The following is a 26350-nucleotide window of genomic DNA, read 5'->3' as shown; positions in this document are numbered from 1 at the left end:
TACTACGACCGAAAAACCCAGAGTGTGCTCCGGATAGACTGAAAAGTGTTACCTATGTTCCCGGTCTGATCTGTTACCTATGTATCCGGTCATACAGAAGCGCCACCGGGCATTTTTCCAGCTCAGAGGTGGATCACCACCTCATCCCCCTCGGCTTTCACCACCACACCCCACTCGCTGCCCGCATGTGAACCGCCTTTCACGCCGCCAACCTTTTGCACGTTGCGCAAGCACACCGACCAGTTTTGCGCATCTCCCGCGCCGGTAAAGGTCACGACGTCGCCCTGACGTGACGCCTTCAGCGTAAACACCACAGAACCGTCCGCCGCAGGCACTTCGCTAACCGCCGTTGCGCCATCGCTCAGGTTGAAGAGCTGGAAGGCTGTCCCCTCGTGCCACGCATAGTCCGGCTTCTGGTTATTATTGCCGAGCGCCAGCAGCGTGTTGTCGCGCACATAGACCGGCAGGCTCTGGAAATCGTGCTGCTGCTTATGCCAGCGGCTGCCCTCGATTACATCGTTGTGCCACAGGTGCGTCCAGCGCCCTTCCGGCAGCCAGAACTGCACGTCGCCCGCCTCGGAGAACACCGGCGCCACCATCATTGAATCCCCCAGCATGTACTGGCGGTCGAGGTAATCGCACGCCGGGTCGTCCGGGAACTCCAGCATCATCGCCCGCAGCATCGGCGTGCCGAACTCGCGGGCCAGCGCAGCCTGACGATACAGGTACGGCATCAGCTGGCATTTCAGCTGGGTGAAGTGGCGCACCACGTCGCAGGACTCATCATCGTACGCCCACGGCACGCGGTAGGATTTGCTGCCGTGCAGGCGGCTGTGGCTGGAGAACAGCCCGAAAGCGCACCAGCGCTTATAGACGTGCGCCGGAGCGGTGTTTTCAAACCCGCCGATATCGTGGCTCCAGAATCCGAAGCCGGACAGGCCAATAGACAGCCCGCCGCGCAGGCTTTCCGCCATCGATTCATAGTTGGCGTAGCAGTCGCCGCCCCAGTGCACCGGGAACTGTTGCGCTCCCACGGAGGCAGAACGGGCAAACAGCACCGCCTCTTCTTCTCCCACCGTCTCTTTCAGCACGTTCCACACCAGTTCGTTGTAGATGTAGGCGTAATGGTTGTGCATCTTCTGCGGATCGGAACCGTCAAACCACTGGACGTCCGTCGGGATACGCTCGCCGAAGTCGGTCTTGAAGCAGTCGACGCCGATCTCCACCAGGCCTTTCAGCTTGTCGGCGTACCACCGGCACGCGTCCGGGTTGGTGAAGTCGTAGATCGCCAGCCCCGGCTGCCATTTGTCCCACTGCCACAGGGAGCCGTCCGGGCGCTTAAGCAGGTAGCCCTTCTCTTTCAGCTCACGGAAGATCGGCGATTTCTGGCCGATGTACGGGTTGATCCACACGCAGACCTTCAGCCCTTTCTCTTTCAGGCGGCGGATCATGCCTTCCGGATCCGGGAAGGTCACCGGGTCCCACTCGAAGTCGCACCACTGGAAGGCTTTCATCCAGAAGCAGTCGAAGTGGAACACGTGCAGCGGCAGGTCGCGCTCGGCCATGCCGTCGATAAAGCTGTTGACCGTCGCTTCGTCGTAGTTAGTGGTGAAGGAGGTGGTCAGCCACAGGCCGAACGACCACGCCGGCGGCAGCGCCGGACGCCCGGTGAACTGCGTATAGCGGTTTAATACCTCTTTTGGCGTCGGGCCGTCGATCACGAAGTACTCCAGATACTCCCCTTCCACGCTGAACTGCACTTTGGAGACTTTTTCAGAGCCGACTTCAAACGAGACGTTTTCCGGATGATTCACCAGCACGCCGTAGCCGCGGTTGGTCAGGTAGAACGGGATATTTTTGTAGGACTGCTCGGTGCTGGTGCCCCCGTCGCGGTTCCAGGTTTCGACCGTCTGACCGTTGCGCACCAGGGCGGTAAAGCGCTCGCCCAGACCGTAGACCGTTTCCCCCACGCCCAGATCCAGACGTTCAAACACATAGTTGCGATCGGTGTTGGTATCCTGCACGTAGCCGTTGTTTTTCAGCTGGCTGCCGGTAATGCGCTGGCCGTTGCGCAGGAAATCCAGCGCCCAGAACTCGCCTTTGGTGACGCGCACGCTGACGCTGCCGCTTTTCAGCTCGGCAAATTCGGCGTTGTTTTCAATCTCAACTTTTACATCCTTCAGAACGTTCAGCGGATAGTGCGGGCCGTTGTTCAGCGCGCCCTGGAAGTGCTCAATGCGCACCCCGATAATCCCTTCCTGCGGAGCAAACAGGCGCACCGTGAACATCAACGTGTCGAGCTGCCAGGTGCGTTCGCGCACGTCACGCGGCGCGACGTACACCACCAGGTCATTGCCCTGCTGCTCCACGTCGAACACCTGAACCGGATACGTCACGTTAAGGCCCGGTTGGATAAGCCAGTTTCCATCACTGATTTTCATGCTTACGTCCTCTTAGTTCTGCAATTCTTTACTGACCGGCAGGTTTTCAAACTCCTGCTGATTGCGGCGCGCGCCCTGCGCCAGCTCGCGCAGGATTTTGGTCAGGAAGGGGGTTTTCAGCGTGTAGTAGCGTTTGGCGATAATGGCGCTCAGCACGTAGCAGATCGCCGGAGCCAGCGTAAACAGACCGATAATGATGCTGATGGTCGCGCTGTTCTGGGTTTTGGCCGCCGCGTCGTAGCCGCCGCCTGCCAGCATCCAGCCGATCATCGCCCCGCCCAGCGCCAGGCCGAGCTTCAGCACGAACAGCGTGCCCGCAAAGCTGATGCCGGTCAGACGTTTGCCGTTGGTCCATTCGCCGTAGTCGACGGTATCGGACATCATTACCCACTGAATCGGCGTCACCAGTTGGTGCAGCACGCCGATAACGAAGATGAAGCCGAACATCAGCACGGTGGCATGCATCGGCACGAAGAACATCGCCACGCTGACCACCGCCAGCGCGGCGTTGGTCCACCAGAAGATGCTGACCTTGCACTTCCAGTCGGTGAGCGGTTTCGCCAGCGCCGAGCCAATCAGGTTGCCGACGCAGTAGGTGGTCAGGAACGCGACGAACACCTCCGGCGAGCCCATGATCCAGGTGCAGTAATACATCATCGCGCCGCCGCGCACGCAAACGGCGAGAATGTTGAGGATGGTCAGCACGCCGACGATGCGCCACTGGTCGTTTTGCCAGATATCGCGCAGGTCTTCCCGCATGGAGGTGGTGCTTGGCGGCACCTGGATGCGCTCTTTGGTGGTGAAGAAGCAGAACGCCAGCATCAGGAACGCGACCACCGACAGCACGGCGATCCCGCCCTGGAAGCCGAACGCCTTATCGTCGCCGCCAATCAGGTTCACCAGCGGCATCATCAGCACCGTGGAGAGCATGCCGCCCGCCGTCGCCAGCACAAAGCGCCAGGACTGAAGGGAGATACGCTGCGTCGGGTCGTTGGTGATCACACCGCCCAGCGCGCAGTACGGGATGTTGACCACGGTATAAAGCAGGGTCAGCAGCGTGTAGGTGATAGCGGCGTAAACCATTTTGCCGTTGAGGCTCAGGTCCGGCGTGGTGTAGGCCAGCACGCAGACGATGCCGAACGGGATCGCGCCGAACAAAATCCACGGACGGAACTTGCCCCAGCGGCTGCGGGTGCGGTCGGCAATCAGCCCCATGCACGGGTCGGAGATCGCATCCAGCGCGCGGGCCAGCAGGAACATGATGCCGACAAACCCGGCGGGAATACCAAAAATATCGGTGTAGAAAAACATCATGTAAAGCATGACGTTATCAAAAATGATATGGCTGGCGGCGTCTCCCATGCCGTAGCCAATCTTCTCTTTTACTGACAATACTTCGCTCATATTTTTATCCTTCACGCTGTAGGGGGCGCTGAGACCGGTTGCATTGGTTTTAAACCATTGTTTCAGGAGCGGGTATTGCGTTTTCTGGTTAAGAGATTACGTTTCTTGTTTTTTGTGATCGGGATAAAAGTTGATGAGCACGAAATGCTAACCTGAGGATTTTCTTAAGAATTAGCTGAAACAGGGGGATTCAGGTCAAAAGAGAGGTGAAAAAAGTGGTGTGGGGTATGTGGTAAATGCCTGAAAGTAGCTATAATGCGCCCCGCCTCCATGTAGCAATGCAGGCGCGGAAGATCGTCATCTCCGGTGAGGTGGCTGGACTTCAAATCCAGTTGGGGGCGCCAGCGTTCCCGGGCAGGTTCGACTCCTGTGATCTTCCGCCAAAAATGTCCACTCTTTTAATAAAAACACGTCCAACATTAAATCGTCCCACCTTGCAGTTCCCTTATGTGAACATGATCACTTATTGATTTTAGTATTGAGTGTTATCCTTTCCTTTATTTTGAAATAATATTCTAGGGAAGCTGTTATGGAATGGATTGTAGGTGCTGTAATTTTAATAGCAATACTTGTTGCCATATTAAAACCAAGACAATGTGATATCTGCCATACTTATTTCAAGAGAAAATACTACACATGGAAAATAGATGGAGAGAAACAACATTTGTGTCCTAATTGCAATGGTAAAATGCAACGAAAAGTTAGTTCGCAAAAATTTAAAAGCAGATTCGGTTAAAAATAAATTAATAAAGTTTTATTTCATAATGTTTACAAATGATAAGTTCGGACTATGCATTTCAAACTTATCATTTAATTATTCCTTACCGCTATCAAAAAAGTTTTGATTGCTACTTACTCAAAAGCCTAAGCCTACAAGCCTCTTTGACCCACTTACTAAAGTTCCCTTTCCCCGCAGCCTTCTCAATCTGCTCCAAAAGCTCATCCTCGAACCGAATATTCTTCATCGTGCTCTTAGTGCGGTCAAAATTTGGTTTCTTTTTCTCTTGCATGGTAGGTACCACTTCGGTTAATTTATCTGCATGTGGTACCTACCACATGGATTCGGAATTCTGCAACGCCCAGCAGTGTTGGAGCACTAAAGGGCGTCTAACCTCACCAACTATCAAGGAGTTGATTATGGCTGATTCGCATTCTACCCCAGACACCGACCAATCCGGAACCGAGCATTCGTTAATTGTGGGATACCGCCCGAATGTTTACGACAAATCTACGCCGAGAATCATCCTTTCCGGAAAGTGGCTGCGCGCGGCGGGGTTTGATACCGGACAGCAGGTCACGGTAAAGGTCATGAAAGGATGCATCGTTCTGGTGGCGTATAACGAGCAGGAGCAGCGTTTGCAGGACGATTATAAACGGACGAAAGCAAAGCTTATTGAGATAGAGGACGCGCTTGCAGCGATCCAAATTCCACATGCTGGAAAGCGCCTCGCAAAATCAAATACAAACCACCTGGCTTAGCGGCTGTTTCTGGCATACTACGAGCTTACAGACATTATCCTTATGAAGCATTTCTGATAAGGGTGGACGGGTCGAAAATGCAGTTGTTCGGTTTTATCGAACAACTGCCAGCGAGGCAGCCAAGTGAAAACCTTAAATGAAGTGATTGCGTCACGCTCACCGGAAAGCCAACAGCGCATTCAGGAGATGGCAGAGGAAATGTTCCTCGAAACCGGTCTGCAACTTCTGCGTGAAGAGCTCCAGCTTTCGCAAAAACATGTCGCCGATCTTATGGGCGTAAGTCAACCTGCGGTAACACAGCTGGAGCAGCGTGGAAACGATCTGAAGATTGCTACGCTTAAGCGTTACATCGAAGCGATGGGCGGAAAACTTAGCATTAACGTGGAACTACCCACTGGCAAGCAGGTTGCGTTTCATCTCTAGCGCGATTGTATCTGTAGTTGATGGCGCAACTATATAAGCCGCATTTTACATCCACCTCAGAAAATTAATTCTGCGACGTGCGCCACACCCCAGGCGTACAACCATACTCCGTCTGAAAATGACGAATAAAGTGCGCGCAGTCGCTGAACCCCATCCGCTGCGCAATATCCGTCACGCTTTGCTGTGAGTTCTTCAGCAGCCAGCAAGCATAGCGCAGTCTGGCACTGCGGATAAATTCGCGGGCCGTTTTGCCGAATTCTGCGTGGAACAGACGGTTGAGCTGGCGTTCACTCAATGCCACTTCTCGCGCAAGCCCGGCGGTGGTGAGCGGCCGGGTCAGGAACTGTTCTATCAGCATGACGGCGCGGCGCAACCGCGAGTCAGGGATAAGCGCAAAATTCGCCGGACGCGGGGTGGCAATTTCATGCGGAACGAGCGACAAACGCTGACAGGTGGTGCTGGCGATATCATCCCCGGCATGGGCGCGGATAAGCTCAGTTGCCAGCGTCAGGGTGGAAATACCGCCCGGGCAGGTCAGCACATCGCCATCGTCGATGAAATCATACCCTTGCTCAGCATAAACCAGCGGGAAAGCCTGCCGAAATGCATCAAGGTGGAAAGGATGGATGGACGCTCGTCGTTCATTCAGCAATCCTTCCTGTGCGAGGACAAAACTGCCGGTGCCAATGCCAATGAGCGGAACCCCGGCATGGTGGGCATGTGCCAGATACGCTTTATCCCCCTGATACCCTAAGTCCAGATACTGCAATTCACCGCCGATAACAGCAAGGTAGTTAAAACTGTCCGGCGGCCCATGGGGAGAATCCGGCCTCATGATAATCCCCGCATTGCTGATAATCGGGATATCAGGAAATTCACTTATCAGGCTGATTTTAAATGCCAATTTATCCTGCGCTTTCGCTGCATAACGCAGCGCCTCCAGCAACCCGGAGACGGCCAGAAGTGAATAACGGGGCCATAATATCAACCCAATATGCAGACACTTTTCCGGTACTGATTTCCCCCCATCGGAGGAGTCAAATACAGTTTTCATTTACTTGCCAAATTTAAAATTAATTACATTATCGCAACATGATCTGTCGCACTTTATATTTCTAAGATAATCCTGATATTTTAAATCAAGCATAAATGAGACGGGAGGAAAATATAATGCTTTTCTCGTTTACATCATTCTTTTTTTGAACCACGACACACATATGTCGGTAATGTTCCTAAGGTAAAGATATAGTTACCATTATGTTGTTCATTGATACGCATATAAATACTCTTGCCCGGATAGACAAAAAATTGCGGTTCATATTTTTCCAGCCAGCTGTCTTCGACATTATCGTCCGGGAACGTCATATTTTTTTCTGACGTCAGCAAATAGAGGCGATCTTTTCTCTCCACCCGAAAGGAAATTTTCCTGTCGATGGTTTTACCCGGATCGCTCTTTGCCCGGCCATTCATGCTCAGGGTGCCGAATTTCCCGTCGAAGGTGTAATTCAGCCAGACCGTCAGCGTCTCATCCGGATGGTGCTGTACCAGATTAGCCTGGCATGAAAAAGGCTGAACGTAAGATCGGTGCCACAGGTAATAGCCCGTCAGCACGCCTGCCGTGACGAGGCCCGTCACGATGACATACAGCATCTGCCGAAAACGAGTCATGCTAGCTATCCTTCAGGAAATAATCAGATATACAGCGGTTCGGTTCTTTCATTGGCCGGTCGCAGCGAATAACCGACGCACGAGGAAGCAGGGCGTACCAGCTGATGTAAACCCAGGGATATTGCGCGCATTCAGCCTTGAATTGTTCTACATAGGTCAGCGCGGAAGCGCGTTCAGCGTGAGTCTGAATGTCGTTCGCAAGATAAACGCGACAGGCCCCGACGGATGCCGCAAAACGGTAATCCTCAACAAAACGGTTTTCCCTGGCGTTCATATATCCCGTCACGCCTCCCACGGCCAGGATGATCAACAGCCCCATGACGACAGCCAGCCAGCGCGTGGACTTCCTGGCAACGGGCGCTGCTGGCGCGGAGGATGCAGAGACCTCCTCGATCGCTGGCACCTCCTCACATTGTCCCTCTGCGGGTTGAGGCGCGACAGGCGAAGGCTCTCTGACGGTTATTTGCGTGTCGCTTGCCAGCGTCAGCCCAATACGGGGAATGGTAACGATAGGGTCAGTTTCAAAACCAATCTTTTTGAGCCCTTTGCGCAGAATGGAGATGTTCTGGTAATAGGTATTGGAGGAGACAAGCATGCCGCGGCTTTGCCAGACAATATCAAGGAACTCTTGCTGAGTGACAATCGACCCCGCTCTGTCGATTAATAACAACAGGCATCGGCCTGCTGGCGAATTTAACACAACCACACGGTCAGGATTGTTGATAACACGTAACGTGCTGGCCGCAGGATGAAATTCGACGATATTATTTATAATGTAATGCTTATGCATAGGGGCAGTATGAATTCTCCGGTTAACAGATGTTGAACCTGAGTCACCGCATGTATGTGATGACATTCGCGTCGGGATTAATGTGACTGATTAACGGCATGCTGTATATCTTCGCCATTGGCGAAAAATCTTAATTTATATTTCATCCCTTAAGCTTCACTGAACCTGCATAAGAACTCAACCCTTGTAGAATGGGGCTTGCAGAGCCGCTTCATCCGCGACCATCCTCATTATGATGTTTTGTGAAGGGAATTTCCGCTCCACAGAAGTATCTGACTATCGACAGCATCTCATTTATCAGAGCCTCTCCTTTTGGCGCACTCCTCGCCTCTTGACATTGACAAATATCTACATAAAAAAACATTGTACGCCACGGACATGCGTGTCTGAAATATTCAGTACTCTTAAGCCTTAAGTTTTCTCAAACTGATAAATATCAATAAGTTACATGGTTTTTGTATGATTTTCACCCACCTCTCTATCAGTTTTTATCGATGATAACATTCGTAAATTGTTATTCCCCGTCAGCAACTTCACACCCGCACTGACACCAGACGACAAACTCCTTACAAAACATTTATCAAAGCTAAATTTTCATTAAAAATAGCGGCTATCATAATTTACAGAAAGCGAAGCGGAATAAGACCAATCAGAGGGAAGCGTCGTAACCGGTCTCGATCTCAGTAATTAATACAATTTTAGATTAATTCAGATTACCTCTTTATTGGCCGACGTATAGTAGGCCTACACTATGCAATACGTCATTGCTTCGAGAATACTGGCGATACCCTTATAAATAATTCGCCTGATTACTATTATAAATCGAGGAATAACATGACGAACAATAACCAAATAACACAGCATATTACTGTTGCATTGATGGGCGGCGATCATTATGCAAGAAACGGCATTAAAACGTTATTACGCAGCATCCGCGACGACCTTCACATCATTATCATCGAAGGAGGTTATCAGGAACTGGATAAGGCGCTGTCGTCGATTCGTATCGATATCTTATTTATATCCGGCGCAGAGAAATACCATACAGGGTATGGCTCACTGAAATATTTAAAAAAAATCAAAGCCACGCATCCAGAGGTGATTATCTGCCTGTACTCAACCTCTGCCCATTCCCTGTTATGGGCCAGGGAAGATATTGATGCCTATATCTCGCTACAGAACACGGTTTATCAGTGGCGGATAAAGCTAGCAAAAATAGTCGATAGCCATTATCGGCCCCAAAAGCAGCCAGCGGCGTTATCGCTGACGCCTGGAGAAAGGAGGGTATTAAAGGAAATCAGGAACGGACTGGATATACGTTACATCGCAGAACTGGAGAAACTTTCTTATCGCCGCGTGAGCGCTTTAAAAAGCTCAGCGATAAGAAAACTCGGGCTCAGGAATAAGACAGATTTGCTGGTCTTTTTAACCAGTTAGACCTGCCGCTTTCAGAGCAAATCTCGTAATAAAAAAACCAAGGAACCATGAAATGAAAGCACGCCTTACTTGCCATTCTCTGCTGGCATTAAGCATTGCCGCCCTGCTGCCAGCGGGCTCAGCACTGGCCACCACCACCAGCGGCGGCACGGTTAACTTTAGCGGTAAAGTGGTGACCTCCGCCTGTGCCATCAGCGCCGGTAGCGCCAATATCGACGTCGACATGGGTGAAGTGCGTACCGCCACGCTGGCTGCCGCAGGCAGTGAAGCCAGTACCGCAAAAGCCTTCTCCATCACGCTGGAGGATTGCGAAATCGCCGATACCTCCGCGTCCACGGAAGATAACCCCATTGCCGCAACGACCGTGGCTATCACCTTCACCGGTACGCCGGACAGTACCGATGTGAATAGCCTGGCCGCGGGAGTAAACGGCGGCGCGGGCTCGGCGCAGCATGTCGCTATCCGTCTTTATGATGAACAGGGCAACGTCGTCAGGCTGGGTGAGCCGGCAGCAGCGATCCCCCTGCGTGCGGGGGCGAACACCCTGAACTTCAGCGCGAAATATTACTCCCCACTGGGCAACGCCACGGCGGGTGATGCCAGCGCGGTCGCAACCTACACCGTGACCTATTCGTAATCTTCAGGCCCGGTCTGCTGGCCGGGTCTGACTCAGCTTTCAGGAGACGCACAATGCGCGTAAACACATGGATTTGTCTGGCTGGCACGTTATGTTCATCCGCCGTGTATGCAGGCGGCGTGGGGTTGGGTGCAACGCGGCTGGTCTACGCAGGCGCGACGACGCAGACGATGATGCAGGTAAGAAATACCCACCCTGATGCCACGTTCCTGATCCAGTCATGGATGGAAGACGAGAAAGGGAGCCGTACCAACGACTTCGTCATCACGCCGCCGCTGTACGTCATGAAGCCCGCCAGCGAAAGCGCGGTGAAAATCATGTTCAGCGGCAACGCACTGCCAGCCGATCGCGAAACGCTGTACTGGATGACGGTCAAAGCTATCCCACAGCAGGTTGAAAACGGTTCCGGCAATTCGCTGCAATTCGCCTCTGCCAACCGCATCAAGGTCTTTTATCGCCCTGAGTCGCTTCGGGAAGGCGCAGGAGAGGCATGGAAAAACCTTGCCGGCGCCTACCGCGCGGGCAAGGTCATGCTGACCAACCCAACGCCGTATTACCTCACCACCATTAACCTGAAAATTGATGGCAGGCCGGTGTCGCCCGTCATGGTGCCGCCGAAAACCAGCGTGACGCTGGCAGACACCTTCAGCCATGCGAGCAGCATGAGCTACCAGACGATTAACGATTATGGGGCCTGGACGCCCGCTACCCGCACGTCATTGTCCCAATAATAAAAACAGTAAGGCGTGACCACATGAAAATTAAAATCCTGTGCGCCACGGCGATCGCCCTGGTGATTCGGCAAGCCGTGGCTGCCGAAAGCGAGCTGCACTTTAATCCTGCGTTTCTTAACGGCGAACAGGCAAACAGCGCCGACCTCGCCTGGGTCAACGCCGGGAGCGCGTTGCCGCCGGGCGAGTACAATCTTAACGTGTATATCAACACCCAGTTCGCGTTCACAGGTAACGTCACATTTCGCGTCGCTGAAAACACCGCCGGTGAAGCCCTGCCGTGCCTTACACCTGCGCAATTCGCCGCACTTGGCATCGACAGCCGTCAGGCGAAAGGGGGTGAGCTGTCGCCTGCGCAGCGCTGCATTTTTTTAACCCGGTCATTCGCCGATACCCGGTTTGATTTTGACCAGAGGACGCTTACCCTCAACTTCACCGTACCGCAAAACACGATGCGCGCTCTGCCGCGCGGGTACGTCAGCCCGGAGAGCTGGGAATCCGGCATCCCTGCCGCGTGGCTGAACTATGTGGTCAATGGCGCGAATAATGACTACCGGGGCGAGACGCGTACGCGGGAACAACAGCTGTTTGTGAGCCTGAACAGCGGCGCCAACCTGGGCGCATGGCGGCTGCGTGATTTCACCACGTGGACCAAAGAGAGTAACGAGCTCACCCACGTCCAGACCTGGCTACAGCGGGATATCCGCGCCCTTCGTGCCCAGGTTTATGCCGGTGAAACGTTCACCTCATCGCAGGTGTTTGACGCCGTTGGCCTGCGTGGGATTGCCCTGAAGACCGATGACAATATGCTGCCCGCCAGCCTGAGCGGTTACGCGCCTGAAGTGCGCGGCATCGCGCGCAGCAATGCCACGGTGACGGTTCGCCAGAACGGTAACGTTATCTATCAAACCTCGGTTCCGCCGGGGGCGTTTGTGCTGAAAGATCTCTATCCAACCTCTTCCGGCGGCGATCTCGCGGTCACCATTCAGGAGAGCGACGGCAGCCAGACGCAATACACCCTGCCCTTTGCCAGCGTGCCGAATCTGGTGCGTAACGGTCAGGTGAAATATGCTCTGGGGGCCGGGAAATACCGCCCTGCGGGCAATCAGATCTCGCCCTCCTTCGCGCAGGGCGAGCTGTTCCTGGGCTGGCGATACGGTCTCACGTTTTATGGCGGGGCGCAGTTTTCCGATCGCTACAACGGCCTGGCCTTAGGTATCGGGCAGAATCTCGGCCGCTTTGGCGCCTACTCCCTCGACCTCACCCATGCCCGCAGCCAGCTGGCTGATAATCAGCACTACACCGGGGATTCGGTACGCCTGCGGTACAGCAAGCTGCTGAACGATATCGGTACGCGGGTCAATTTCTTCTCGCTGCGTTACTCAACGGCAGGGTTTTATACCCTCAGCGATACCACTTACAAAGGCATGGCGGGCGGAGCGCCAGAACAGACCGTGGAAGACGATGGCACCGTCACCACTCACTACGACACGGTTTACAACCTGCATATGTCGCGTAAAGCAAAAAATCAGCTGCTGTTGTCGCAGCCGATGGGCGAATACGGCGCGCTGTCGCTGTCCTGGGATCAACAAACCTACTGGAATACGTCAAAAACCACGCAAAGTTTGCAGTTCGCGTGGAACGCAACGTTTCGTAATCTGTCGCTTGGCATCAGCGCCCAGCGTAGCTCTAGCCTGTACGACAACAAGAAAGACAATATCCTTGCGTTGTCCCTGTCGGTGCCGCTGAGTAACCCGGCGCTGTCGACCCGCCTCCGTTTTACCGCTACCCATGCGGATCCCGCTGGCACCACCGCGAGTACCGGTGTCAGTGGTTATCTGCCAGGACAGGAGAATCTTTTCTATAGCGTCAACCAGCGCTACAGCGCGCAGCAGCACTACGGCGGCGATGCCGCGCTGCAATACGAGGGCGCGTGGGGAGACTATAACCTGGGCTACAGCTACGCCGGTGACTCCCGCAACCTCAGCTACGGGATGAGCGGCGGCGCGGTGCTGCATGAGGATGGCCTGACGCTGAGCCAGCCGCTCGGGAACACCAATATCCTGGTGAAAGCCCCGGGCGCCAGCCATGTCGCCGTGCTCAACCACAGGGGCATCAAAACCGACAGCCGGGGCTATGCGGTGATCCCGTACGCCACGCCGTATCGCGTTAATCAGGTTGCGCTGGATGTCACCACCGTGGGCAATGACGTGGAGCTTGAGAACGCCATCGCCAATAAAATCCCCACCGACGGGGCACTGGTTCGCGCCACCCTCACCACGCGTCAGGGGGCAAAAGCGATGTTTATCGTGCGTCACGCTAAAGACGTGCTCCCCTTCGGCACGCTGGTCTCGTCAGAGGATGACAACGCCAGCGGTATCGTCGGCGATGGCGGCAGCGTGTATCTGACCGGCCTGTCAGCGGAGGGAACATTGCATGCCGTATGGGGGCGCGACAGCGCCCAGCGCTGCACGATCCGCTATGCGTTGAACCCGAAAAATTATCAGGCCCGCACCGGGCTGTATTCTCAGGAGGTCATATGTCAGTAACCGTCCGGTTTCTCCCCCTGATCCTGCTAATGTTCATCACCGTCCCCGTACACGGCTATGACGTGCTGGTTTCCGTGACCGGCAACGTGATCGGCAATACCTGTATTGTCTCGGAAGATTCGAAGGAGCAAAACGTGCCGCTGGGCACCCTCGGCGTGAAGCAATTTAGCGAGGCGGGGGCAGTCAGCAATATCAAAACGCCCTTCACGCTCACCCTTGAAGCGTGCGGCCCTACCTTTGCTGGCGTGAAAATCCGCTTCAGCGGTACGCCGGATGACGAGAACCCGCAGCTTCTGAAAGTCGCTGACGGCGGCGCGACCGGCGTGGCGGTGCAGATTCTGGATAAAGACAGCGTACTTATCCCGCTGGACACCCAAACCACTGCTTACGGCGCGGCGGGGGATGACAGCGTAAAAATGACCTTCTATGCGCGACTGGCCGCCACGGGTGCGCCGGTCAATGCCGGAGACGTTTCGGCAGTGGCGACCTGGACGACGGAGTATCAATAATGCGTTTACTGTTTTTAGGCCTGTTTTTCATGACGTCTCAGGCACTTGCCCTCTCCTGGACATCGGATATCACACTTTCACCCACGCCCATGTCCTGGTCCGGCCCGGCAGATTCCATCGTGCCTGGAAAGACGATCGGCTCTGAATGGAGCGCCACTGCGAGCGTCTCGGAAGTGTTCTGGTGCGGCCTGGTATTTACCTGCTCCAAAGGGACGCTGGAGCCGAGCAGCAGCGTAACGGCCACCGGCATCACGGTTATTCTTGATGGCGCAAATTACATGGTATTTGAAACGGGCGTGCCCGGCATCGGCTTCATTCTTGGGCTTAAAGATTATAATGGCACCACCTATGTCCCGATGCAGACGGGCATTACGCAGAGTTATCCGGCCGACGGGACTAACGGTTACGCCTCCACACTGGGCTGGTCGGCAAAAGTGACGTTTATCAAGACCGGCGTTCCGCTGAAATCCGGCGTATACCAGACCCCCACCATTAACGCGGCGATCCTGACGGCCTATAACAACGAAGTGAAAACCGCGCAGGTGATCATCAACCCGACCACCATCACGGTGACGGCAAGCGGCTGCACGGTAGGCACGAAAAGCGCCAACGTCGACCTGGGCACCATTGATGTTCACACGCTACCCAGCGTAGGCAGTACCTCGCCATCGGAGGCGTTTAACGTCAGCCTGACCTGCGATGAGAACGTGGCGGTTAACGCAGTAATGACCGATCAGACCACGCCGTCAAATACCTCGTCGGTCGTGACGCTGACCGGGGACTCCACGGCCTCCGGCATTGGCGTGCAGTTTTTCTATAACGGTACCGGGCCGCTGATGATGGGGCCAGACAGCTCGGCCGCAGGCACGACGGGACAGTTTTTCATCCAGACCACCAGCGCAGCACAAACGCTGTCGCTGCCGTTCCAGGCGCAGTACATCCGAACCGGAGAGCTGGTCCCCGGCTCGGCTAACGCCCTGGCGAGCATTACGTTTTCGTATCAGTAGGTCAGTGTTTAACCCACACCAGCTGATCGACCCGGAAGCCCAGATCGCGTGCGGTATTCAGGTAGTCCTGTTTTACCGCCTCCGGAATGGTCGGGGTGCGCGATAAAATCCACAGGTAGTCGCGGTTCGGGCCGCTGACCAGCGCGTACTGGTACTTATCGTCCAGCTTGATCACGTTATAGCCGCCGTAGAACGGGCCGAAGAACGATACCTTCAGCGCAGCCGTAGTCGGTTCGCCGGTAAAGTACGCCTTTCCTTCGCTCTCATTCCACTTGTTCTTCACCGGATCATAGCCACGATTCAGTACGCTGATACCGCCATCGCTGCGCTTGCCGTACGTCGCGGTCACCTGTTCCAGACCGCGCTCGAAGCGATTTTCCAGTCGGGCGACTTCATACCATTTGCCGAGATAGCGGCTGGCATCAAAGCCGGTAATGGGCTGCACGCCTTTCGGCGGCGTGGGAGATTTACAGGCAACCAGCGTCAGCGCAATGGCGACACCGGTAACGACAGGCCATAGCCTCATGAGAACTCCTTTCATTTACGCGGTTGGACGTTAAGTGTAGCGCACCCGTGCGGCGCTTCATCCCGTCGGGGAATATTCGTAGTATATTGAGACTACTCCTTCTCTTCGGATGCAGACATGGCTTACTCCATCGGCGAATTCGCCAGACTCAGCGGCATCACCGCCACCACGCTGCGGGCGTGGCAGCGACGCTATGGATTACTCAAACCCGAGCGTACGGACGGCGGTCACCGCCTGTACAGCGATGAGGACGTTCAGCAGGCGCTGAAAATCCTCGACTGGGTTAAAAAAGGCGTACCCATCGGCCAGGTAAAATCACTGCTGGAACGTCCTGTGCCGCGCCGCGCCAATAACTGGCAAACCCTGCAACAGGCCATGCTGCAAAAGTTGCAGGAGGGGAAAATTGAATCCCTGCGTCAGATGATTTACGACGCCGGACGCGAATACCCAAGGCCAGAGCTGGTCACTAACGTGCTGCGTCCGTTGCGCAGCCAGATATCGGCCAACGTCGCCGCCGCCATGACGCTGCGTGAGATCCTCGACGGCATCCTCATCGCCTACACCTCGTTTTGCCTTGAGGGCGATAAAAAAGCGCCGGGCGATAACATCCTCATCAGCGGCTGGCATCTGAACGACCCATGTGAGATCTGGCTTGAAGCCCTGACGCGCACCGGCCAGGGCCACCGCATCGACATACTGCCGGTTCCCCCTGCCGCGCTGGCCCCGGAAATTTTTCCGGATCGCAAATGGCTGCTGGTTACCAGCGGTAAACTTACCGCCGCGCGAAAAAAGCAGGTTGCGCAGTGGCAGCAGCAGGTTTCCCTTGAGGTAATTATCCTCTGATTATTTTCTGCTGTGGCAAACTTCACGAAAAGTTGAATATTTTTTCGCGCAGCGAGTGCTAACGTTTTCCTGTCACCGACAACTCAACAGGAAAACACGATGAAAAAGACACTCCCTCTGATGATACTGGCTACAATGGCTTTCGCCCCTGCCGCGTTCAGCGCCCCGGCAGGCACCCTGAGCGTCCACGTTCTGGATCAGCAAACCGGTATGCCGCCAGCGGATGTGGCCGTCACGCTGGAAAAGCAGGAGCAGGACAAGTGGACCCCGATTGCCAGCGGTAAAACCGACCACGACGGGCGTATTAAATCGCTCTATCCGCAGGATCAGGATATGGCGCCAGGCGTGTATAAAGTGACCTTCAAAACCGCAGATTACTTCCACGGCAAAAAGCTGGACTCCTTCTTCCCGGAAGTGCCGGTGCTGTTCACCGTCACCCGCACCAATGAAAAACTGCACATCCCGCTTCTGCTCAGCCAGTACGGTTACTCAACCTACAAGGGCAGCTGATTGCCCTTGATTTTAAAGACGATTAAAAAATAATCCCGCCAATACTTGGACAAAATCACATTGTTGTGTAACTTTTAGATATGAGATCGGGAGGTGCACATCATGACAACAAAACCTGTGCTGGGTATTAGCGGATGTTTGACCGGTTCCGCCGTTCGCTTTGACGGCGGGCATAAGCGTATGGGCTTTGTGATGGATGAGCTGGCGCAGTGGGTCGCTTTCCGCCCGGTATGCCCTGAAATGGCTATCGGCCTGCCCACGCCTCGTCCGGCGCTGCGCCTGGTGATGACCACTGGCGGCGAGACAGAAATGCGATTCAGCAAAGCGCCGCACGATGACGTCACGCAGAAGATGGCCGCATTTACGGCAGATTATCTGCCGAAAATCGGCGATCTGTCAGGGTTTATCGTCTGTGCAAAATCCCCTAGCTGCGGCATGGAGCGCGTGCGGCTGTACGACGAAAACGGCAACCGGGGCCGCAAGGAGGGTGTCGGGCTGTTCACCGCCGCCCTCCTTGAAACTTTCCCCTGGCTGCCCGTCGAAGAAGACGGTCGCCTGCACGATCCGGTACTGCGGGAAAACTTTGTTGAGCGCGTTTTTGCTCTCCACGAACTGAACGTAATGCGTAAAAATGGCCTGACGCGCCGTGCCCTGCTGGACTTTCACAGCCGCTATAAGCTTCAGCTTCTGGCGCACCATCAGGCAGGCTACCGTGAAATTGGTCCGTTTGTGGCATCACTGCATGAGTGGGACGATCTGGACGCGTTTTTCGTGGCCTATCGCGACAAACTGATGAATATCCTGAAAAAACCCGCTTCGCGGAAGAATCACACTAACGTGCTGATGCACATTCAGGGCTATTTCCGTAACCAGCTGAACAGCCGCCAGCGTGGAGAACTGCGTGATGTGATCCTGCATTACCGGGACGGACTGCTGCCGATCCTCGCGCCGCTGACGCTGCTTAAGCATTATCTGGCTGAATACCCTGACCGGTACCTGATGACGCAAAACTACTTTGATCCCTATCCTGATGATTTGGGTCTGCGTCTGGCCGTTACATGATAAGAAAGAAGCGAAGGCCCATTGACCCACAGAGGCCCAAAGCTGTACCCCGTTTAGACGACACCCTCACTGTCGTCTTTTTTTTGCGCTCAGCGTAAAATACTGTAATTCTGTACAGGTTAAGCATGCACAGCGGAGTACCCCGATGATCAAAAATCTGCATATTCAGAACTACCGCTCAATTCGCGATATGTCGCTTGAGCTGGAACAGCTCAACATCGTGTTCGGCCCCAACGGCACCGGAAAATCCAATATTTATAAAGCGATTTACCTGATGCACAGCGCGGCGCAGGGGCAATTCTCCCAGGCGCTGGCAAACGAGGGCGGCATTTTGAAGGTGTTCTGGGCGGGCAAAACCCGCAGCGACCAGCTGCGGCGCATGAACCTGGCGGTGGAAACGGAAACCTATGAATATGAGCTTCAGGTCGGGTTCGTGGAAAAGCTGCCCTACCCCTCACAGTTTCAGCTCGATCCGGTGATCAAAGAGGAATCTATCTGGCTGAGCGGCCAGCACCGTCGTCCGTCGTCACAGCTGATGAAGCGTAAGAACCAGGCCGTATTCCTGAACAACGTGCATCACGAAAAAGTGACCCACAGCGGTACGCTGTATGAGAACGAGTCGGTGTTCGGGCAGCTCGGTGAACCGCACCTCTACCCCGAAGTATCGCAGATGCGCGAGTCCCTGCGTAACTGGCGGTTTTATCATGAGTTTTCCGTCTCATCCGGCTCGGCGATCCGTGCGCCGCAGGTAGGCTTTCGTTCCCCGGTGCTGGCCAGCGACGGTGCGAACCTGGCCGCCGCGTTTCAGACCATTGTTGAAATTGGCGACGAGCTGCTGCTGATGCGCATCCTCGACCAGGCCTTCCCCGGCTGCGTGTTTTACAGCGATAACACCGGCGGACGCTTCCGCATGATGATGCAGCGCGAGGGGCTGAGCAGGCCGCTGGAACCGGCAGAGTTCTCCGACGGCACGCTGCGTTTTCTGTGCCTGGCGGTGGCGCTGTTAAGCCCGCGCCCTCCCGCATTCATCGCCCTCAACGAACCGGAAAACAGCCTGCATCCGCAGATGCTGCCCGCTCTGGCAAGCCTCATTGCCGAGGCCAGCCGCTACTCGCAGATCTGGCTCACCAGCCACTCGCCGGAGCTGGCACAGTTGATTGAGAAGCACCGATCGTTTTCGCTGTATCAGCTGTCGATGATGGAGGGGGAGACGCGGATGGAGCGGCTGGGGTAATTGTCATCCTCACCGGTAGTGCTGAGAGAACCGCTTTTTATCTTTTCTGGAAGCGTCATAAGTTAACTCCTTATTTTGGTTAAAATCTGCCTGGTCAATGTCTTAAAAGGACATCGATTGGGAGTAAACATGATCTGGTTTCACCTTTCCATGCGGATAGCGGACATACGCTGGAGCGTATTGACATACTTGATGGAAAAAATAGGTATGGGGTTTTCAAGCGCAATAATGACGTTATTCAACAAAATAAGGAAATAGGGAAATGTCTATACCAGCATACTTATGGCTTAAGGACGACGGTGGAGCATTAATCAAAGGCGGAGTTGATGTTCAGCACAGAGAGTGCAGCATTGAGGTTAAAGGGTTCCACCACAATCTCATGATCCCAACAGATAACGCAACCGGCAAAATAACCGGTACACGTATGCATTCCCCTATGCTGATCATTAAAGAATTCGACTGCTCTAGCCCATATCTTTATAAAGCAGTTGCGACAGGTCAAAGCCTGGTGTCAGCAGAAATAAAATGGTATCGGATCAACTACTCTGGTCAGGAAGAGGAATACTTCAACATGCTGCTTGAAGGCGTGCGAATAGTTTCGATTTCACCGGCAATGGCGCCAGGGGATAACCCTAACGAAAACCATATGGAAACGGTCGAACTGCGTTACGAGAAGATTACCTGGAAGCATAACGACGGGAACATTATCTTCAGCGATGCATGGAACGAACGCCAGTCAGCATAGAACGCACAAGGGGCGCTTAGCCCCTTAATCATACAACCAGCGCCCCGCTTTGGCAGACTCAATTATCATTTCGAGCGTTAGCGGCTTGTACTGACGATCTCGAAACTTCTTTCTTAGCCCAAACTGGAACCAAAAAAGCTCGGGCTCAAAGTAGTTATCCATGACAAAGTTGCTGTGCTCAATTTCATACCGGTTGAAAAGGTCGAGCAGCATCTCCTCCAGATCTTCAGGTACGAGGTTAAAATGCTCCTGGAAGGTCCATTCCTTCAGGGCAGGACGCTTGCGCTCACTGTAGTTCTCAGTAATGTAATCTAAAAATTCCTGCTCATCCGGCAACAACATTAGAAATAGGTCCAGGCAATCCGATCTTTCGGTCGGGCAATGAGGTTGTACTTGTTTCTGGTTTCTCTGGCAACTAGGGCAAAGATAATTACCGCCTGGGCATAGCCAACAAAGGGAACTGCTCTTCCCACGACGGCCCCAACCTTATTTGTCTGTCTGGTTTTACCCATACCGATGATAGTCTCCACTCTCATGCCTTCAGGAAAGTGGACCCCCTTTAAAATGCGACGCGCTACCTTGGACGCGATACTTGTACGCGAACCGGACGCACCCAACACCTTACGCTTGGGTAATATAGGCTGCCCCGCCAGGATTGTTGCAGCAGTCTCCACAGTTACGCCCAGATGGTTCGCCAGACCCTCAGCGAATATCAGCAAAAATAGCTCCTGTGGGGTTACGTTCGCATTCCCGTGATAGAAATACGTCCCGCCAGATTCCTCTACTGTGTCCATAGCATAATCCATTAATCAAAGAGATAAAGGTTAAACCCTTATATTTGTTAAGGATAACAAGGCAATACCACTTTGATTAAATTCAGAAAAGTGCCTGCATAAATGCTTCAAAATGAAATCGGGTCAATCGATAAACCGCTTGCGTACCCTTTCCAGCGGCGCAATCAGCAGATTGATAAGCGGTTTACGATCGATAACGATATCGGCGTTCACCGTCATCCCGCCCATCAGCATGCGCTTTTTCTTGTCCGGGTCGGTAAACCAGGAGGGGACGCGCACTTTAGCCAGGTAGTAGTTCTGCCCTTCCTGGAGCGGGATCAGCGCCGAATGGGCATCAATGTTTACCTCATAGAAATCGGACAGCGTCGCCTCCACGGAACCGTATTTGTCCACGGGCCAGGAGTCGAAGCGCAGCTTGACCTTATCGCCTTTCGCCACGCGCCCCACCCCTGTTGCAACGTATCTCAGGGCTGCGATTCCAGCCGCTTGTCGATCTTCATTCGGGCCAGATGTTCGCGCATGAAGTTCTCGTGGAGATCCATAACGTCAATCTGGAGATATTGTTTGCTTCTCTGCCTTCGCGCAGCGCGCTGCAAATCTTCTTCTGGCAGGCCAACACCCTGTTACAGATACCCGCCCGGGACGCTTACTGGCTAAACCTTCCGGCAGAGCACCTTCTCGACGAACGCGCTATCCGGTTGTTGCTGGCGTTACGCCATCAGCAGCGGTTAACGATTGAAATTCAGGATCCTCTCACCATCACACGGCTGAGTAAGGCTGAGCAACATCGTCTTCATGCCACGCTTGTTCGGTTAAAAGAGGCGGGATGGCAAATCTGGCTGGACGATTTAACCCGGGAGTTGGCTGAGGCGTTCGCGCGGCTTGCGCTGCCGCTGGATGGGGTAAAAATTGACCGTTCAGCGCTGCGCGAGCGCGCGCCGCTTGCCCCGTTTGTGCAGGAGGTCAGGGCAGGTATCGCGCAATCAATTCTTATCGAAGGCATCGAGAATTCGCGGGATCTGGCGCGCGCCCGCGCGTCTGGCGCACAGTCTGGCCAGGGTTTTCTGTGGCCCGAAAGCCGCACCGATGCCCGCGTAAAGCTGTGAGGGCCAGCTTACCGTGGCTTACCAGCCCGGCACCGCACCGCCGTTAAAAATGGTCTCTGCCGCTTTCGCCACTTCCGGCGACTGATAGGACTGGATAAATTCCTTCACGTTTTCGGCGTCTTTGTTGTCCTCACGCGTGACCACAATATTCACGTAGGGTGAGTTTTTGTCTTCGATAAAGACGCTGTCGTGTACCGGAGAAAGCCCCGTTTGCTGGAGATAGGTGGTACTGATAATGGCCACATCCACTTTCGGATCGTCCAGCACGCGCGGCAGCTGCGCCCCTTCCAGCTCCATAATCTGTAAGTTTTTCGGGTTCGCGGTAATATCCAGCGCCGTTGGCAGCAGGCCAACATCCGGTTTAAGGGTAATCATCTTCTCTTTTTGCAGCAGCAACAGCGCGCGACCAAGGTTGGTGGGATCGTTTGGAATCGCAATGGTTGCGCCGTCCTTCAGCTCAGACACCGATTTAATCTTTCGGGAGTAACCCGCCATCGGGAAGACGAAGGTATTGGCCACGGCGACCAGCTTGTAATTGTGCGCCTTGTTATCTTCTGCGAGGAACGGGCGATGCTGGAAGACGTTGGCGTCCAGTTCGCCCTGGCTGGTGGCATCGTTGGGTAGCAGCGAGCCGCTAAAGCCCACCAGCTCAACATCCAGACCGTATTTCTCTTTTGCCACCTTTTTGGCGACTTCCGCCACGTCCTGCTCAGCGCCATTAATCACGCCGACTTTAATGTGTTTGGCATCATTGCCGCCCTGATCACAGCCCGCGAGCAGCAGGCCAGTCAGGAGAAGCGCACCCAATCGAAGTTTCACGAGACAGTTCCTTTTGATAGACGTTTTGAAGACTATATCGACAACGAGACGGCAGGCTAAAAAACGAAAAGGAATCAGTAAGACGGTTAAGTTATATGCGGCCTGTTGCCGGGTGGCGCTGCGCTTACCCGGCCTACGTAACGGGCGAAGTGTAGGCCCGGTAAGCGTAGCGCCACCGGGCGATGGGCATCAGGCTACGGTAGTCCAGGCGCAAGCAGAACCGCTAACCTCACGCCTGCCGACGCAGCGGCGCTTCGCGCAAAAACCACGACAGCACAAACGCCAGCACCATAATCCCCGCCACCAGCATAAACACTGCATGGATAGCCGAGCCGAACGCATCCAGATAGTCCAGACGCAGGGCATCAGGCAGATGGTGAATGGCAACGGGATTAAGTTCGCGCGGCAGTTCCGCCCCTTCCGGCAGCCTGTCGATCAGCCCTGATTGCAGAATATGGGTGAACACCGCGCCAAACAGCGCAACGCCAATCGCCCCGCCAATGGAACGGAACAGCGTCACCCCAGAGGTCGCTACGCCATATTGATCGGCTGACACGCTGTTCTGCACCGCCAGCACCAGCACCTGCATCACCAGTCCCAGCCCCATGCCCAGCACGCCGGTAAACAGGTACAGCTGCCAGGTTGGGGAGGTGATTGAAATGCGCGTCAGTAACGCCATCCCCACCACGCCGAGCAGCGTGCCGAGGATCGGGAACAGACGGTATTTCCCGGTGCGGCTGATGATGCGCCCGCTGATGATGGAGGTGAGCAACAGCCCGCCCATCAGGGGGATCAGCTGCAAGCCGGCCTGCGTTGGCGTGGCGTCTTTCACCACCTGTAAATAGAGCGGCAGGAACGTTACCGAGCCAAACAGGGACATGCCGATGATAAAGCCAATCAGGCTACAGAGCAGGAAGCTGCGGTCGCGGAAGAGCGACAGCGGGATAATCGGCTCCCACGCCAGCCGCTCTTCGTAAATAAACCCGGCGATCCCCGTCAGGCCGAAGGCCAGAATGCACCACAGCTGCGGGTCGTTCCATTGGCGGATCGTACCGCCCTCGGTGGTAAACAGAATGATGCACAGCAGCGCCATGCTGAGGTAAATCGCCCCCAGGTAATCAATCTCATGCTTGCTGCGCCGCGCGCTGCCGTGGAATACCGCGCCAATCACCAGCAGCGCAAACAGCCCCAGCGGCAGGTTGATGTAGAAAATCCAGCGCCAGGATGCATGCTGAACGATAAACCCGCCGATCAGCGGGCCTATCACCGTCGCCAGGCCAAACACGCCGCCAAACAGCCCCTGATAGCGACCCCGATCGGCAGGCGGGATCACGTCCGCCACGGCGGCCATGCTGATCACCATCAGGCCGCCGCCCCCCAGCCCTTGTAGGGCGCGCATCAGCACCAGCTGGGTCATGTTCTGCGCCAGGCCACACAGCGCAGAGCCCACCAGGAAAAGCACTATTGCGATTTGCAGGACGATTTTACGGCCAAACAGATCGCCGAATTTGCCATACAGCGGCACCACGATGGTCGAACTGAGGATATAGGCTGTCACCACCCAGGAGAGCTTATCCAGCCCGCCCAGCTCGCCGACGATGGTCGGCAGCGCGGTGGAGACAATGGTCTGATCCAGCGCCGAGAGCAGCATCACCAGCAGGAGTGCGCTGAACAGCAGCTTAATCGACGGTGCGTTTTTCGCAGGTTGAGTCATTACGTCAGACTCCATAAGAGATCGCTTGAAATTAATTAATCGAATAATTAATATTCAGGTAAGTTATGGATAAGATCAAGAGACAGCGTGACCGTGCCAGCACTAAAAGACAATTCTGAACCCCGCCGTCCCGGACGTCCGCGCGGCGGCAAGCGCGTTACCGCCAGCCGCGAACAGCTGCTGGACATCGCCCTGAACCTCTTCTCCCGCCAGGGGATCGCCAATACGTCGTTGAACGCTATTGCCCGCGAAGCCGGCGTGACGCCCGCCATGCTGCACTACTACTTCAACTCCAGAGAACAGTTACTGGATGCGATGATTGAGGAGCGCTTCCTGCCGTTACGTGAGCGGATCGGGGCAATTTTCGCCGACAACCGGGATTCGCCGGTGGATGCCCTGACGGAAATGGTCAGGGTGCTGGCCGAACTGGCGGAAAAGTATCGCTGGTTTGCCCCGCTGTGGATGCAGGAGGTGATCGGCGAGATGCCGGTACTGCGTACGCATTTGCAGGAGCGCTTTGGCGATGAGAAATATCACACCACGCTGGCAACCATCAAAGGCTGGCAGCAGGAAGGAAAGCTGAATCCGGCGCTGGCCCCCGAACTGCTGTTCACGACGCTGCTGAGCCTGGTGCTGGTGCCGTTCTCTCGCATGCGCAATGACGAGAGGCTTAATGCCCTCTCGCCGGAGATCGTTGTGCGCCACGTGTTAGCCGTGATCGGCAACGGGATCGGCGGTTAAAGATCCCTGGTCAGATAGTGTCTCTGCATTCCCTGATAAGGGTAATCCTGTAAGGACATCTGCACCTGATAACCCTGTTTTTCATAGAACGGACGCGCCTGGAAGCTGACCGTATCCACCAGCGCGTGACGGCACCCTTTGCGACGGGCCTCCTCTTCAGCCGTTTTGATCAGCTGGCTGCCGACGCCCGTTCCCCGCACCCTGTCGCTGACCCACAGAAAGTCGATATTCAGCCAGTCGCCTTTACATACGCCGATTAACCCGCCCAGCATGACGCCGTTGTCGTCCCGCACATATACGCCAATATCGCCACTAAACGTCGCCAGATCTAAATACTGCGCGTTATAGGCTCTTAGCCCCGTTAATAATTCTTCTTTTTCTTCAGCCGTGACTTTATCTGTAATGCTCAGGTGCATAAATCTCTCCTTATTTTCAGCGCAATCTGAATATCTCACAGCTTAACCTTCATAAAAACTCCTTATTTCCTCCATTGTTTAAACAAGGAAATATTCATTCAATATGTAAATAAAAAAAACCTTTCCAATAGGCTCCGAAAACGTATAATGAGAACGATCATTCTCACTTTTTACGGTAGCCGACGATGAGCACAAAGCTGGAAGAACGACAAAAACTACGGCAGGACGAAATCATCACCGCCGCGCGCCGCTGCTTTCGCGCCAGTGGATTTCACGCTGCCAGCATGTCGCAGATCGCCAGCGAAGCCAGGCTCAGCGTCGGACAAATCTATCGCTATTTCAGTAACAAAGACGCGATCATTGAAGAGATGATCCGGCGCATTATCGACTCACGTATTGAGGAGATGCAGGGCAAAACCCTGGTTGAAGGGATGCCGCAGGCGCTTGCCTGGCGCCAGACGCTTAACGAAGATGATGACGCGCTAATGCTCGAAATGTCCGCAGAGGCCACGCGCAATCCGCTGGTGGCAAACATGCTGATCGAAGCCGAAGCCCGCATGTTCGCTAACGCCTGTGAGCACCTGAAAAAGCAGTTCCCCCACCTGAGCGATGAGCATATTCGCTGCTGCGTGGAGATTACCGCCGTGATGATCGAAGGCACGATTTACCGTCGACTCACGCCTTTAAAAGTACCGTCAGAACAATTAGAGCCCATTTACCAGAATATTTTAAATATGCTTTTCTCTGCGAAGTAATCGCATGTGA

30 protein-coding genes and 1 tRNA gene are annotated in these 26350 nt (G+C 54.5%); 18 read left to right on the top strand and 13 right to left on the bottom strand.

Features of this window, described 5'->3' with window-relative positions; translation table 11 throughout:
* Positions 1-122 precede the first annotated feature (122 nt).
* On the bottom strand, positions 123-2441 hold the full coding sequence (gene yicI / locus ACOTZP_RS12785; RefSeq protein ID WP_271075341.1) for an alpha-xylosidase: 2319 nt from the start codon (positions 2439-2441) through the stop codon (positions 123-125).
* Between the two features lie 12 nt (positions 2442-2453).
* On the bottom strand, positions 2454-3845 hold the full coding sequence (locus ACOTZP_RS12780) for a glycoside-pentoside-hexuronide family transporter (RefSeq protein WP_271075342.1): 1392 nt from the start codon (positions 3843-3845) through the stop codon (positions 2454-2456).
* A gap of 288 nt (positions 3846-4133) precedes the next feature.
* Between ACOTZP_RS12780 and ACOTZP_RS12775 the strand changes: the two genes are divergently transcribed.
* Both ACOTZP_RS12775 and ACOTZP_RS12770 read left to right on the top strand, forming a co-directional pair.
* A tRNA-Sec gene (locus ACOTZP_RS12775) sits at positions 4134-4228 on the top strand.
* A gap of 146 nt (positions 4229-4374) precedes the next feature.
* Entirely contained in the window at positions 4375-4581 is a 207-nt protein-coding gene (locus ACOTZP_RS12770) for a hypothetical protein (protein ID WP_071788007.1), read from the top strand.
* 112 nt (positions 4582-4693) lie between these two features.
* On the opposite strand, the gene ACOTZP_RS12765 is transcribed toward ACOTZP_RS12770, so the two are convergent.
* Positions 4694-4855, bottom strand: coding sequence for a YlcI/YnfO family protein (locus ACOTZP_RS12765; protein WP_064720300.1), 162 nt, complete (start codon positions 4853-4855; stop codon positions 4694-4696).
* 127 nt (positions 4856-4982) lie between these two features.
* Here ACOTZP_RS12765 and ACOTZP_RS12760 point away from each other — a divergent pair, with 127 nt between their 5' ends.
* Positions 4983-5324 (top strand): SymE family type I addiction module toxin, encoded by a 342-nt coding sequence (locus tag ACOTZP_RS12760; RefSeq protein WP_063150631.1) that lies wholly within the window; start codon positions 4983-4985, stop codon positions 5322-5324.
* Between the two features lie 123 nt (positions 5325-5447).
* Positions 5448-5747, top strand: a complete 300-nt coding sequence (locus ACOTZP_RS12755; protein ID WP_023299004.1) for a helix-turn-helix domain-containing protein — start codon at positions 5448-5450, stop codon at positions 5745-5747.
* A gap of 64 nt (positions 5748-5811) precedes the next feature.
* Here the strand turns inward: ACOTZP_RS12755 and ACOTZP_RS12750 are convergent, their stop codons facing one another.
* From ACOTZP_RS12750 to ACOTZP_RS12740, 3 genes are all read right to left on the bottom strand, one after another.
* Positions 5812-6693 carry a GlxA family transcriptional regulator gene (locus ACOTZP_RS12750; protein WP_032622044.1) on the bottom strand — a complete coding sequence of 294 codons (882 nt, stop codon included), beginning with the start codon at positions 6691-6693 and terminating at the stop codon, positions 5812-5814.
* A 242-nt stretch (positions 6694-6935) separates the two neighbouring features.
* Positions 6936-7415, bottom strand: a complete 480-nt coding sequence (locus tag ACOTZP_RS12745) for a hypothetical protein (protein WP_022646606.1) — start codon at positions 7413-7415, stop codon at positions 6936-6938.
* A gap of 1 nt (position 7416) precedes the next feature.
* A complete protein-coding gene (locus ACOTZP_RS12740; RefSeq protein WP_271075343.1) occupies positions 7417-8205 on the bottom strand; it encodes a winged helix-turn-helix domain-containing protein in 789 nt (262 codons plus the stop codon).
* An 834-nt stretch (positions 8206-9039) separates the two neighbouring features.
* On the opposite strand from ACOTZP_RS12740, the gene ACOTZP_RS12735 reads away from it, so the two are divergent.
* The 6 genes from ACOTZP_RS12735 to ACOTZP_RS12710 are packed head-to-tail and all read left to right on the top strand — an operon-like array spanning position 9040 to position 15075.
* Complete coding sequence (locus ACOTZP_RS12735; RefSeq protein ID WP_271075344.1) at positions 9040-9642, top strand: helix-turn-helix domain-containing protein; 603 nt, start codon at positions 9040-9042, stop codon at positions 9640-9642.
* A gap of 52 nt (positions 9643-9694) precedes the next feature.
* Positions 9695-10279: a fimbrial protein gene (locus tag ACOTZP_RS12730; RefSeq protein WP_058646788.1), complete on the top strand. Its 585-nt coding sequence runs from the start codon at positions 9695-9697 to the stop codon at positions 10277-10279.
* A gap of 53 nt (positions 10280-10332) precedes the next feature.
* A complete protein-coding gene (locus ACOTZP_RS12725) occupies positions 10333-11010 on the top strand; it encodes a fimbrial biogenesis chaperone (RefSeq protein WP_271075345.1) in 678 nt (225 codons plus the stop codon).
* A gap of 23 nt (positions 11011-11033) precedes the next feature.
* A complete protein-coding gene (locus ACOTZP_RS12720) occupies positions 11034-13559 on the top strand; it encodes a fimbria/pilus outer membrane usher protein (RefSeq protein ID WP_271075346.1) in 2526 nt (841 codons plus the stop codon).
* Positions 13550-14068, top strand: a complete 519-nt coding sequence (locus ACOTZP_RS12715; RefSeq protein ID WP_022646600.1) for a fimbrial protein — start codon at positions 13550-13552, stop codon at positions 14066-14068. The genes ACOTZP_RS12720 and ACOTZP_RS12715 overlap by 10 nt, the downstream gene beginning before the upstream one ends.
* Positions 14068-15075 carry a fimbrial protein gene (locus ACOTZP_RS12710; protein ID WP_023298999.1) on the top strand — a complete coding sequence of 336 codons (1008 nt, stop codon included), beginning with the start codon at positions 14068-14070 and terminating at the stop codon, positions 15073-15075. The genes ACOTZP_RS12715 and ACOTZP_RS12710 overlap by 1 nt, the downstream gene beginning before the upstream one ends.
* A 1-nt stretch (position 15076) precedes the next feature.
* Here the strand turns inward: ACOTZP_RS12710 and ACOTZP_RS12705 are convergent, their stop codons facing one another.
* A complete protein-coding gene (locus ACOTZP_RS12705; RefSeq protein ID WP_022646598.1) occupies positions 15077-15601 on the bottom strand; it encodes a lipocalin family protein in 525 nt (174 codons plus the stop codon).
* Positions 15602-15718: 117 nt separating this feature from the next.
* Here ACOTZP_RS12705 and ACOTZP_RS12700 point away from each other — a divergent pair, with 117 nt between their 5' ends.
* The 5 genes from ACOTZP_RS12700 (at position 15719) to ACOTZP_RS12680 (ending at position 19995) form a co-directional block, all read left to right on the top strand.
* Positions 15719-16444, top strand: a complete 726-nt coding sequence (locus ACOTZP_RS12700) for a MerR family transcriptional regulator (protein WP_022646597.1) — start codon at positions 15719-15721, stop codon at positions 16442-16444.
* Positions 16445-16543: 99 nt separating this feature from the next.
* Positions 16544-16954: a hydroxyisourate hydrolase gene (gene uraH / locus ACOTZP_RS12695; RefSeq protein ID WP_058646786.1), complete on the top strand. Its 411-nt coding sequence runs from the start codon at positions 16544-16546 to the stop codon at positions 16952-16954.
* A 102-nt stretch (positions 16955-17056) separates the two neighbouring features.
* A complete protein-coding gene (locus ACOTZP_RS12690; protein WP_022646596.1) occupies positions 17057-18016 on the top strand; it encodes a YbgA family protein in 960 nt (319 codons plus the stop codon).
* Positions 18017-18161: 145 nt separating this feature from the next.
* A complete protein-coding gene (locus ACOTZP_RS12685) occupies positions 18162-19250 on the top strand; it encodes an AAA family ATPase (RefSeq protein WP_032626628.1) in 1089 nt (362 codons plus the stop codon).
* A gap of 262 nt (positions 19251-19512) precedes the next feature.
* A complete protein-coding gene (locus ACOTZP_RS12680) occupies positions 19513-19995 on the top strand; it encodes an Hcp family type VI secretion system effector (RefSeq protein WP_023298995.1) in 483 nt (160 codons plus the stop codon).
* Positions 19996-20019: 24 nt separating this feature from the next.
* On the opposite strand, the gene ACOTZP_RS12675 is transcribed toward ACOTZP_RS12680, so the two are convergent.
* The 3 genes from ACOTZP_RS12675 to ACOTZP_RS12665 all read right to left on the bottom strand — a co-directional run bounded on the left by ACOTZP_RS12675 (position 20020) and on the right by ACOTZP_RS12665 (position 21227).
* Positions 20020-20337 (bottom strand): DUF1493 family protein, encoded by a 318-nt coding sequence (locus ACOTZP_RS12675; protein WP_023298994.1) that lies wholly within the window; start codon positions 20335-20337, stop codon positions 20020-20022.
* Positions 20337-20789 (bottom strand): STM2901 family protein, encoded by a 453-nt coding sequence (locus ACOTZP_RS12670; protein WP_032646726.1) that lies wholly within the window; start codon positions 20787-20789, stop codon positions 20337-20339. The genes ACOTZP_RS12675 and ACOTZP_RS12670 overlap by 1 nt, the downstream gene beginning before the upstream one ends.
* Before the next feature lie 123 nt (positions 20790-20912).
* Complete coding sequence (locus tag ACOTZP_RS12665; RefSeq protein WP_271075347.1) at positions 20913-21227, bottom strand: hypothetical protein; 315 nt, start codon at positions 21225-21227, stop codon at positions 20913-20915.
* A 14-nt stretch (positions 21228-21241) separates the two neighbouring features.
* Between ACOTZP_RS12665 and ACOTZP_RS12660 the strand changes: the two genes are divergently transcribed.
* Complete coding sequence (locus tag ACOTZP_RS12660; protein ID WP_271075348.1) at positions 21242-21895, top strand: EAL domain-containing protein; 654 nt, start codon at positions 21242-21244, stop codon at positions 21893-21895.
* An 18-nt stretch (positions 21896-21913) separates the two neighbouring features.
* On the opposite strand, the gene nlpA is transcribed toward ACOTZP_RS12660, so the two are convergent.
* Together nlpA and ACOTZP_RS12650 are read right to left on the bottom strand one after the other, a co-directional pair.
* Entirely contained in the window at positions 21914-22714 is an 801-nt protein-coding gene (gene nlpA / locus ACOTZP_RS12655) for a lipoprotein NlpA (RefSeq protein ID WP_271075349.1), read from the bottom strand.
* Between the two features lie 229 nt (positions 22715-22943).
* Positions 22944-24443 carry an MDR family MFS transporter gene (locus tag ACOTZP_RS12650; RefSeq protein ID WP_421633728.1) on the bottom strand — a complete coding sequence of 500 codons (1500 nt, stop codon included), beginning with the start codon at positions 24441-24443 and terminating at the stop codon, positions 22944-22946.
* A 78-nt stretch (positions 24444-24521) separates the two neighbouring features.
* Here ACOTZP_RS12650 and ACOTZP_RS12645 point away from each other — a divergent pair, with 78 nt between their 5' ends.
* The gene (locus ACOTZP_RS12645) at positions 24522-25169 is read left to right on the top strand and encodes a TetR/AcrR family transcriptional regulator (RefSeq protein WP_032622106.1); all 648 of its coding nucleotides are present in this window, start codon (positions 24522-24524) and stop codon (positions 25167-25169) included.
* On the opposite strand, the gene ACOTZP_RS12640 is transcribed toward ACOTZP_RS12645, so the two are convergent.
* Complete coding sequence (locus ACOTZP_RS12640; protein WP_048966520.1) at positions 25166-25585, bottom strand: GNAT family N-acetyltransferase; 420 nt, start codon at positions 25583-25585, stop codon at positions 25166-25168. The genes ACOTZP_RS12645 and ACOTZP_RS12640 overlap by 4 nt on opposite strands.
* Positions 25586-25770: 185 nt before the next feature.
* Here ACOTZP_RS12640 and ACOTZP_RS12635 point away from each other — a divergent pair, with 185 nt between their 5' ends.
* Complete coding sequence (locus ACOTZP_RS12635; protein ID WP_022646570.1) at positions 25771-26340, top strand: TetR/AcrR family transcriptional regulator; 570 nt, start codon at positions 25771-25773, stop codon at positions 26338-26340.
* The last annotated feature ends 10 nt before the right edge of the window (positions 26341-26350 follow it).

Source organism: Enterobacter cloacae complex sp. SYL001, assembly GCF_049237025.1.
In the GTDB taxonomy this organism is placed as follows: Bacteria; Pseudomonadota; Gammaproteobacteria; order Enterobacterales; family Enterobacteriaceae; genus Enterobacter; species Enterobacter intestinihominis.
This window is presented reverse-complemented; position numbering and strand designations above follow the sequence as displayed.

Coding starts and splice junctions, on each gene's coding strand:
- yicI (WP_271075341.1), bottom strand. CDS start 2,441: ATGAAAATCAGTGATGGAAACTGGCTTATCCAACCGGGCCTTAACGTG.
- ACOTZP_RS12780 (WP_271075342.1), bottom strand. CDS start 3,845: ATGAGCGAAGTATTGTCAGTAAAAGAGAAGATTGGCTACGGCATGGGA.
- ACOTZP_RS12770 (WP_071788007.1), top strand. CDS start 4,375: ATGGAATGGATTGTAGGTGCTGTAATTTTAATAGCAATACTTGTTGCC.
- ACOTZP_RS12765 (WP_064720300.1), bottom strand. CDS start 4,855: ATGCAAGAGAAAAAGAAACCAAATTTTGACCGCACTAAGAGCACGATG.
- ACOTZP_RS12760 (WP_063150631.1), top strand. CDS start 4,983: ATGGCTGATTCGCATTCTACCCCAGACACCGACCAATCCGGAACCGAG.
- ACOTZP_RS12745 (WP_022646606.1), bottom strand. CDS start 7,415: ATGACTCGTTTTCGGCAGATGCTGTATGTCATCGTGACGGGCCTCGTC.
- ACOTZP_RS12740 (WP_271075343.1), bottom strand. CDS start 8,205: ATGCATAAGCATTACATTATAAATAATATCGTCGAATTTCATCCTGCG.
- ACOTZP_RS12735 (WP_271075344.1), top strand. CDS start 9,040: ATGACGAACAATAACCAAATAACACAGCATATTACTGTTGCATTGATG.
- ACOTZP_RS12730 (WP_058646788.1), top strand. CDS start 9,695: ATGAAAGCACGCCTTACTTGCCATTCTCTGCTGGCATTAAGCATTGCC.
- ACOTZP_RS12725 (WP_271075345.1), top strand. CDS start 10,333: ATGCGCGTAAACACATGGATTTGTCTGGCTGGCACGTTATGTTCATCC.
- ACOTZP_RS12720 (WP_271075346.1), top strand. CDS start 11,034: ATGAAAATTAAAATCCTGTGCGCCACGGCGATCGCCCTGGTGATTCGG.
- ACOTZP_RS12715 (WP_022646600.1), top strand. CDS start 13,550: ATGTCAGTAACCGTCCGGTTTCTCCCCCTGATCCTGCTAATGTTCATC.
- ACOTZP_RS12710 (WP_023298999.1), top strand. CDS start 14,068: ATGCGTTTACTGTTTTTAGGCCTGTTTTTCATGACGTCTCAGGCACTT.
- ACOTZP_RS12705 (WP_022646598.1), bottom strand. CDS start 15,601: ATGAGGCTATGGCCTGTCGTTACCGGTGTCGCCATTGCGCTGACGCTG.
- ACOTZP_RS12700 (WP_022646597.1), top strand. CDS start 15,719: ATGGCTTACTCCATCGGCGAATTCGCCAGACTCAGCGGCATCACCGCC.
- uraH (WP_058646786.1), top strand. CDS start 16,544: ATGAAAAAGACACTCCCTCTGATGATACTGGCTACAATGGCTTTCGCC.
- ACOTZP_RS12690 (WP_022646596.1), top strand. CDS start 17,057: ATGACAACAAAACCTGTGCTGGGTATTAGCGGATGTTTGACCGGTTCC.
- ACOTZP_RS12685 (WP_032626628.1), top strand. CDS start 18,162: ATGATCAAAAATCTGCATATTCAGAACTACCGCTCAATTCGCGATATG.
- ACOTZP_RS12680 (WP_023298995.1), top strand. CDS start 19,513: ATGTCTATACCAGCATACTTATGGCTTAAGGACGACGGTGGAGCATTA.
- ACOTZP_RS12675 (WP_023298994.1), bottom strand. CDS start 20,337: ATGTTGTTGCCGGATGAGCAGGAATTTTTAGATTACATTACTGAGAAC.
- ACOTZP_RS12670 (WP_032646726.1), bottom strand. CDS start 20,789: ATGGACACAGTAGAGGAATCTGGCGGGACGTATTTCTATCACGGGAAT.
- ACOTZP_RS12650 (WP_421633728.1), bottom strand. CDS start 24,443: ATGGAGTCTGACGTAATGACTCAACCTGCGAAAAACGCACCGTCGATT.
- ACOTZP_RS12640 (WP_048966520.1), bottom strand. CDS start 25,585: ATGCACCTGAGCATTACAGATAAAGTCACGGCTGAAGAAAAAGAAGAA.
- ACOTZP_RS12635 (WP_022646570.1), top strand. CDS start 25,771: ATGAGCACAAAGCTGGAAGAACGACAAAAACTACGGCAGGACGAAATC.